Annotated in this window: 6 protein-coding genes and 1 riboswitch; of the genes, 2 read left to right on the forward strand and 4 right to left on the reverse strand. The window is 62.0% G+C overall.

Features of this window, described 5'->3' with window-relative positions; genetic code table 11:
- Window positions 1-529: 529 nt before the first annotated feature.
- Window positions 530-1,288, forward strand: a complete 759-nt coding sequence (locus tag JWQ61_RS13230; RefSeq protein ID WP_304360932.1) for a molybdopterin-synthase adenylyltransferase MoeB — start codon at window positions 530-532, stop codon at window positions 1,286-1,288.
- Between the two features lie 180 nt (window positions 1,289-1,468).
- The gene (locus JWQ61_RS13235; RefSeq protein ID WP_304360933.1) at window positions 1,469-3,271 is read left to right on the forward strand and encodes an alkaline phosphatase; all 1,803 of its coding nucleotides are present in this window, start codon (window positions 1,469-1,471) and stop codon (window positions 3,269-3,271) included.
- Between the two features lie 65 nt (window positions 3,272-3,336).
- On the opposite strand, the gene JWQ61_RS13240 is transcribed toward JWQ61_RS13235, so the two are convergent.
- From JWQ61_RS13240 to JWQ61_RS13255, 4 genes are all read right to left on the reverse strand, one after another.
- On the reverse strand, window positions 3,337-3,870 hold the full coding sequence (locus JWQ61_RS13240) for a 6,7-dimethyl-8-ribityllumazine synthase (RefSeq protein ID WP_304360934.1): 534 nt from the start codon (window positions 3,868-3,870) through the stop codon (window positions 3,337-3,339).
- A gap of 154 nt (window positions 3,871-4,024) precedes the next feature.
- Window positions 4,025-4,178, reverse strand: a riboswitch (FMN riboswitch).
- 84 nt (window positions 4,179-4,262) lie between these two features.
- A complete protein-coding gene (locus JWQ61_RS13245) occupies window positions 4,263-5,021 on the reverse strand; it encodes an ABC transporter ATP-binding protein (RefSeq protein WP_304360935.1) in 759 nt (252 codons plus the stop codon).
- Window positions 5,014-6,816, reverse strand: a complete 1,803-nt coding sequence (locus tag JWQ61_RS13250) for an ATP-binding cassette domain-containing protein (protein WP_304360936.1) — start codon at window positions 6,814-6,816, stop codon at window positions 5,014-5,016. Before JWQ61_RS13250 ends, JWQ61_RS13245 begins: the two co-directional genes overlap by 8 nt.
- Window positions 6,816-7,578, reverse strand: a 763-nt coding sequence (locus JWQ61_RS13255) for a branched-chain amino acid ABC transporter permease (RefSeq protein ID WP_304360937.1), incomplete at its 5' end; no start/stop codon positions are given. The genes JWQ61_RS13255 and JWQ61_RS13250, both read right to left, overlap by 1 nt.

Raw genomic sequence — 7,578 nt, forward strand, 5'->3', positions numbered from 1 at the left:
GGCCGGCGACGCTGACCGACACCGACAGGTCGCGGGCGATCAGCGGCAGGATGCCGCCGACAATGTTTTCATCGAGGCCGGCGATGAAAGCCACCAGCGCGAGCAGATAGATACGACGATCCATGGACGGTTTTTGTTGAGTGAGCGGGGAGAGCGCAATGTGCGGCAATCAGCCGCACAGCTAGGGCCTGTTCACACTTGATTTGGGAGTGCGAACGTGCGGCAGGCGTTGCAGGCCTAGGCGCGACGACGCGACGTAGCGGTGCTACGGCAAGGAGAAGCAACAACGGCATGCGACGCCTGCAGCCGTTCCCGAAGGGTTCAAACCAAAACGTGCGCTGGCCGCGTTGCATGGCTTGCTGGGGCACCAGCCCCAGCTGCGCCACGCGCCTTGCCAGCACACGTTTTGGTTTGAACGCATCTCCCAAATCAAATGGGGACAGGCCCTAGGCCGCAGCGATGCGGCCTTTTTTCATGGCGCATGGCGTCGCTATGAAATTCCATGGTTTTATCTATTTGGCAGCTTCCTATGAACGACCAGCAACTACTCCGTTATTCGCGCCACATCCTGCTGGATGACATCGACATAGCCGGTCAGGAAAAATTCCTGGCGGCGCATGCGCTGATCATCGGCGCCGGCGGCCTCGGCTCGCCGGTGGCCATGTACCTGGCGTCGGCCGGGGTCGGCCGCATCACGCTGGTGGATAACGACAGCGTCGACCTGACCAACCTGCAGCGGCAGATCCTGCATACCAGCGAACGGATCGGCCAGGCCAAGGTGGCGTCCGGTAAAACCGCGCTGGCGCAAATCAATCCCGACATTCAGGTGGCGGCGCTGGCGGAACGTGCTGACCAGGCGCGTCTCGGCGAACTGATCGGCGCTGCCGACGTGGTGATCGACTGCAGCGACAACTTCGCCACGCGGCAAGCCATCAACAGCGCCTGCGTTGCCCATCAGGTGCCCCTGGTTTCCGGCGCGGCGATTCAGTTCGACGGCCAGCTCAGCGTGTTCGACGCACGCGACCCCAGCTCGCCCTGTTACGCCTGCCTGTTCCCGCCGGACCGCGAATTCGAAGAAGTCGCCTGTTCCACCATGGGCGTCTTCGCGCCGCTGGTCGGCATCATCGGCAGCATGCAGGCGGCCGAAGCGCTCAAGCTGATCGCCGACATCGGCACCTCCCTGTCCGGTTTCCTGCTGATGCTGGATGCGCGCAGCATGGAATGGACCCGTATCGGCGTCGCCCGCGATGCAAGCTGCCCGGTCTGCGGACAACGCAGCCATTCCTGAGGCCACGCAAACCACACATTGATCGGCATTTTATGCAATTGCCAAATGCGTGATTAGACATATTGCTCTTATCGCCAGGATTTCTTCCTTCAATTGTTCCCGCTGCATTAAATTACGCCTTGTTATCGTGTCGTCACAAGACCCGGTCAACATCACATAACGATAAGCGGGAGACAAAACATGAAACGCAGACAGTTTTTGAAGGGTTCGGCATTCTTCACGGTAGTTGCAGCAACCTCCAGCTTGCTGAGCGCATGCGGCGGCAGCACTAGCGACGGCGGTCCGGGGGAGTTCGTTTTTCCACAGGGAATAGCCTCCGGCGACCCGAAGGAAAGGAGCGTCGTGTTCTGGGCCCGCGTGGTGCGCAACAACGGCGCCATCGCCGTGGGTGCGATTGCCGTGCGGCTGGAAGTCTCGGCCACGCCAGACTTTTCCGCTCTGGCTGCGCAAGCCAACCTGAGCGCGGTCGCCGACTATGATTTCACGGTGCGCGCCAAGATAACGCAGCTCAAGCCCGACACCGTTTATTACTATCGTTTTACCGCCGGCAGCGACGTCAGCGTAGTCGCCCAGACCAAAACCGCGCCGCTCGCCAGCGCCAGCAACAGCCAGGTGCGCTTCGCCTGGTTCACCTGCCAGGACTGGTCGGTCAACCACTGGCAGGCCATGTCCCTGCTGGCGCAGGAAAACCTGGATTTTGTGGTGCACGTCGGCGACTACATTTACGAAACCGTGGGCGCTTCATTCCAGACCGGCGGCGCCGAACCGGCGCACAAGCCGATCACCTTGCCCAACGGCCTGGCCCATCCGGGCGGCGGCGTATACGCCAATACTGTCAACGATTACCGCACCCTGTACCGCACTTACAAGACCGATGCGCGCCTGCAGGGCATCCATCACAAATTCCCGGTAATTGCGATCTGGGACGACCACGAATTCTCTGACGACTGCTGGCAGGACCACCAGGTCTACACCAACCAGAACAAGCAGGAAACCGCGCGCCGGCGCAACGCCACCCAGGCCTGGGCCGAATACACGCCTATCGATTTCGGCGACCTGTCGTTCGACCTGAACAACAGCAGCTACCAGAACATCCGCATCTATCGCGATTTCCGCTTCGGCCAGCTGGTGCACCTGGTGATGACCGACGAGCGCCTGTACCGGGACGACCACATCGTCAGCGAACAGTCGGTGGCGCAGCAGGCCGGGCACGATCCGGTCAACGGCGACGATTCGATAGGCGCGCGCTACTTCGTGCCGCGCGCCACCCTGCTGCAGATGGAAGCGCAGGAAACCGCCAAACTGGGACGGCCGCCGTCGATACTCGGCACCACCCAGACGCAATGGTGGAAAGACACCCTGAAGAATTCGGACGCAACCTGGAAAGTGTGGGGCAATGAAATCATGCTGAACCGCATGTGGGCCGACCTGTCGCCGCCGGCGCTGGGCATCCCTGCCCCCTACAACCAGCTGTACGTGATCAACTGCGATTCATGGGACGGTTATCCCAGCCACAAGGCCGAGCTGCTCTCATACCTGGATACACAAAACATCAAGAACGTGGTGGCCATCACCGGCGACCTGCATGCCTTCCAGTGCGGCGTGGTGCGCGCCAATCCGGCCGATCCAGGAAGCAACCCGGTGCTGGTGGATTTCCTGGCGGCGGGCATCAGCAGCCAGTCGTTTTACAACTACATCAAATCCGGCGCGGCGGTAGTCAATCCCTTGCTGGGCGCGCTGGTGCAGACGCCGCAGATCTTCGACAGCCTGTTGAAGGGATTCAATCCCGACTTTGCCTACGTCGACCACGATGCCCAGGGCTACGCGTCGGCCACCGTGACCAGCGACAGCATTGTAGTGGTGTTCAACAAGGTGAAACCGCTCGCCGCGGATAACAGCGCGCCGCAGCAACCGTTGTTGAAACGCACCCGCATCACGCTGGCAAAAGGCTCGGCCACTCCGCAGATCGAAGACAACATCTGATTGTTGCCGGCAGCGGCAATGCTATCGCCTGCCATTGCTTCGGCAGGCGATGGCAAGTTGCCTTATCAGGCGCTATGCAAGGCGCGTACGGCAGGCTGCCCGGATTTCAGGAATCGCAGTTTCTGGATGGTGTCGGCGCAGGCGCGCGCAGCTTCCGCGCCCTTCACCAGGAAATGCTCGAAGAAATATTTATGGTGCTCTTCGCCGGCGTGGAAATGATGCGGCGTCAATACCGCCGACAGCACCGGCACGCCGGTTTCCAGCTGCACTTGCATCAGGCCGCTGATCACCGCCTGCGCCACGAACTCATGGCGATAGATGCCGCCGTCCACCACCAGCCCGGTCGCCACCACGGCCGCATAGCGGCCGCTGCTGGCCAGCAGCTTGGCGTGCAAAGGGATCTCGAAAGCGCCGGCGACTTCGAAGAAATCGATGTCCTGTTCGCTGTAGCCGGCCTTGGCGATTTCGGCGATGAAGGCGATCCGGCATTGATCCACGATGTCGCGGTGCCAGCCGGCCTGGATGAACGCAATGCGTTCGCCGCCTGCGGCGCCAGGTGTTTTTAATCTATCGACTGCGGGATTGTGCTGCTGTTGCATTTGACTACTCCTGTTTAAATAAATAAAACAGGGCGTGTTGGATCGAAAGGAAGCGCGTACCCATGCGGAATCCATCGGTATCAACCGCCATTGGCAACGGCATAGCCGCCGCCCGGGCAGCAAGACACTGGTCGATTCCTGTAGGCGCCACGCAACCTGTTCTCTCTTTATCCGGACTATACCGTCGGCCCCGGGATCGCACCGGGTCTGCTGACCTTGCCGCGGATGCCGCGACAAGCGCTCGCGGGCTATGCGCATTGCACGCAATTACCGCCGGTGGGGAATCACACCCCGCCCTGAGAACGTTTCACTCAAATTTCTACTTCCAACTTGAGCGAGCTGAGAATTTATCACAGAAGCAGCGAGCCTGCAGAAGGCCGCCCGATCTCCGGTCAGCCGGCTTTTTTCGCCAGCCCGAGATAGGTGTCTATCACCTTCGGATCGTGCGCCAGTTCCGCGGCCGGTCCCTGCAGCACCATATCGCCGGTTTCCAGCACATAGGCGTAATCGGCAGCCTGCAAGGCGGCGCGGGCGTTTTGCTCGACCAGCAGGATCGCCACGCCGGTCTGCTTCAGACGCACGATGATGTGGAAAATCTCTTTCACGATCAGCGGCGCCAGGCCGAGGCTAGGCTCATCCAGCATCAGCAGCTGCGGCTTGGCCATCAAGGCCCGCCCCAGCGCCAGCATCTGCCGTTCGCCGCCGGACAGGCTGCCGGCCTGCTGGCGGCGCCTCTCCTGCAGGCGCGGGAACAGCTCGTACACTGCTGCCATCTGGTCGGCGTAAGCGCGGTCGCCGGCCTTGTAGCGGCGATAGCCGCCCAGCAACAGATTGTCTTGCACCGTCATGCTGGCGAACAGTTCGCGGGTTTCCGGCACCAGGCACATGCCGCGCGCAACCCGGGTTTCGATCGCCACGCCATCGATATTTTCACCCAGCAGGCTGACCTTGCCGCGCATGCTGCCGTTGTTCGGCATGGCGCCGGCGATCGCATTCAGCATGGTCGACTTGCCGGCGCCGTTGGGGCCAATCACGGTCACGATCTGGCCGGCGCCGACTTGCAGGCTGGCGCCGTGCAAGGCTTCCACCTTGCCGTAGGCAACGTGCAGGTCGACGACGTCGAGCACCGGAGAGGTGACAGAATTACTCATCGATGCCTCCCAGGTAGGCTTCCAGCACCGCCGGGTCCTGCTGTATTTCAGCCGGTAAGCCTTCGGCAATCTTGCTGCCGAATTCCATCACCACCAGCTGGTCGGTCAGGTTCATGACAAAATCCATATCGTGCTCTACCAGCAAAATGCTCATCCCTTCCGCCTTCAGCCTGCGCAGCAGATCCGCCAGCGCCAACTTCTCCTGGTAGCGCAAACCTGCCGCCGGTTCATCCAGCAGCAGCAAGGTCGGATCGCAGCACAGCGCCCGCGCGATTTCCAGGATCCGCTGCTGGCCCAGCGCCAGGCTGCCGGCCTCTTCGTACAGCAAGTGCCCGAGGCCGACCCGCTCCAGTTGTTTTTTCGCCTCGAACAGCAAGGTCTGTTCTTCAGCGCGGTTAAGCCGCAGCAGGCTACTTGCGATGCCGCTGACGTCGCTGCGGTGCGCACGCAGGTGGGCGCCGATGGCGACGTTCTCAAGCACCGTCATGCTGCCCATCAGCCGCACGTGCTGGAAAGTGCGGGCGATGCCGCGCGCGACGATCTGGCGCGACGCCAGGCCCGAAATCTGCTGCAATCCGTCCTGGGCGCGGAATCTGATCGAACCGCCGGTCAACGGCAGGACCCCGGTAACCAGGTTGAACATGGTGGATTTACCGGCGCCGTTGGGCCCGATCAAACCGACGATCTGTCCCGCCCTGACGCTGAAGCTCATGTCATTGACCGCCACCAGGCCGCCGAATTCCTTGCGCGCCTGCTCTATCTCCAGCACCACGTCGGCATCCGCATGCCGGCTCCGGATGGCCAGCGCCGTCGCAGATGGCGGCGCCAGCGCCGTCGGCTTGCTCGGTATCCATTTGCGCAAATATGGCCACAAGCCGTCGCGCGCGCGCTGCAACAGCAGCACCATCATGATGCCGAACACGATGGTTTCGAAATTGCCGTTGGCGCCCAGCAGCTTCGGCAGCAGCGATTGCAGCTGATCCTTCAGCAAGGTCAGCAATGCCGATCCGAGGATCGCGCCCCACACGTAACCGGCGCCGCCGACCACCGCCATGAACAGGTATTCGATGCCGGCGTTGAGGCCGAACGGCGTCGGGCTTACCGAACGCTGCAGATGCGCGTACAGCCAGCCGGAGATGCTGGCCAGCAGGGCCGCCAATACAAAGATCAGTACTTTGATCCAGGCCGTGTTGACGCCCATCGCCTCGGCCATCACGGCGCCGCCGTTGAGTGCGCGGATGGCGCGGCCCGAGCGCGAGTTCAACAGGTTTTGCAAACCGGCCAGCGCCACCAGCAGGATCGCCCAGATCAGGTAAAACATCTTGCGGCCGCTGTCGAGTTCGAGGCCGAACAGGCTGACGGCGGGGATGCCGTTCAAGCCATCGTATTTGCCGAGGAATTCGAGATTGCCGAACAGGAAATACAGCGATAGCGCCCAGGCGATGGTGCCGAGCGGCAGATAGTGGCCGGACAGGCGCATCGTGATGGCGCCGATGGCCAGCGCCGCCAGCGTTGTCACGCCCAGGCCGGCCAGCAAGCCAATCCAGGGCGACAGGCCGAGCTGTGTGCTCAGGTAAGCAGTGGAGTAAGCGCCAAGGCCGACAAAAGCAGCCTGGCCGAACGAAGTCAGGCCGCCCACCCCGGTCAGCAGCACCAGGCCCAATGCAACAATCGCATAGAGCCCGATGTAGTTGGCCAGGGTGATCCAGAATTCCGGTGTCGGCAAGATCGGCAGCAAGGCCAAGAGCAGCACAAAACCAATCAACGGCAGGCTGGCAAAGGAGAATTTAGGCATCACTGATCGCCCTCGTCCACCTGCTTGCTGGTCAGCGAACGCCACAGCAGCACCGGGATAATCAGCGTAAACACGATCACTTCCTTGAACGCGCTGGCCCAGAACGAGGAATACGATTCCAGCAAACCCACCAGCAAGGCGCCGGCAGCCGCCACCGGATAACTGCCGAGGCCGCCGATGATGGCGCCGACAAATCCCTTCAGGCCGATCAGGAAACCGCTGTCGTAATACACGGTAGTCAACGGCGCGATCAGGATGCCGCACAAGGCGCCCAGCGCAGCGGCCAGCGTGAACGCCAGGCGCCCCGCTTGCGCCGTGCCGATGCCGACCAGGCGTGCGCCGAGCCGGTTGACGGCGGTGGCGCGCAAAGCCTTGCCGGACAAGGTGCGTTCGAAATAAAGATAGAGCGCAATAATCAGCAGCAGCGAAACCACGATGATCACGCAACTCTGGCCGGAAACGGTCAGGCCGCCGATGTCGAAACGGGCGTCGGAAAACGGCGTGGTGCGCGAGCCTTCGGCGCCGAACATCAGCAGGCCGATGCCGATCAGGGCGTAATGCACTGCCACCGATACGATCAGCAGCACCAGGGTGCTGGCTTCGGCCAGCGGCTGGAACGCCAGCCGGTAGATCATCGGCCCCATCGGCACCACGATCAGCAAGGTCAGCAGCACTTGCAGCGGCATCGCCAGCGTCGCATGGCCATACCAGCGGGTGACGGCATAGATGGCCAGCGGCAGCAGCACGAACTTGAGCAGGGCC

The sequence above is a fragment of the Collimonas fungivorans genome (genome assembly GCF_028292705.1).
Lineage (GTDB): Bacteria > Pseudomonadota > Gammaproteobacteria > Burkholderiales > Burkholderiaceae_D > Collimonas > Collimonas fungivorans_B.

Bases quoted from the DNA above. Each gene is read 5' to 3' on its own strand.
- JWQ61_RS13230 (WP_304360932.1), top strand. From the start codon at position 530: ATGAACGACCAGCAACTACTCCGTTATTCGCGCCACATCCTGCTGGAT.
- JWQ61_RS13235 (WP_304360933.1), top strand. From the start codon at position 1,469: ATGAAACGCAGACAGTTTTTGAAGGGTTCGGCATTCTTCACGGTAGTT.
- JWQ61_RS13240 (WP_304360934.1), bottom strand. From the start codon at position 3,870: ATGCAACAGCAGCACAATCCCGCAGTCGATAGATTAAAAACACCTGGC.
- JWQ61_RS13245 (WP_304360935.1), bottom strand. From the start codon at position 5,021: ATGAGTAATTCTGTCACCTCTCCGGTGCTCGACGTCGTCGACCTGCAC.
- JWQ61_RS13250 (WP_304360936.1), bottom strand. From the start codon at position 6,816: ATGCCTAAATTCTCCTTTGCCAGCCTGCCGTTGATTGGTTTTGTGCTG.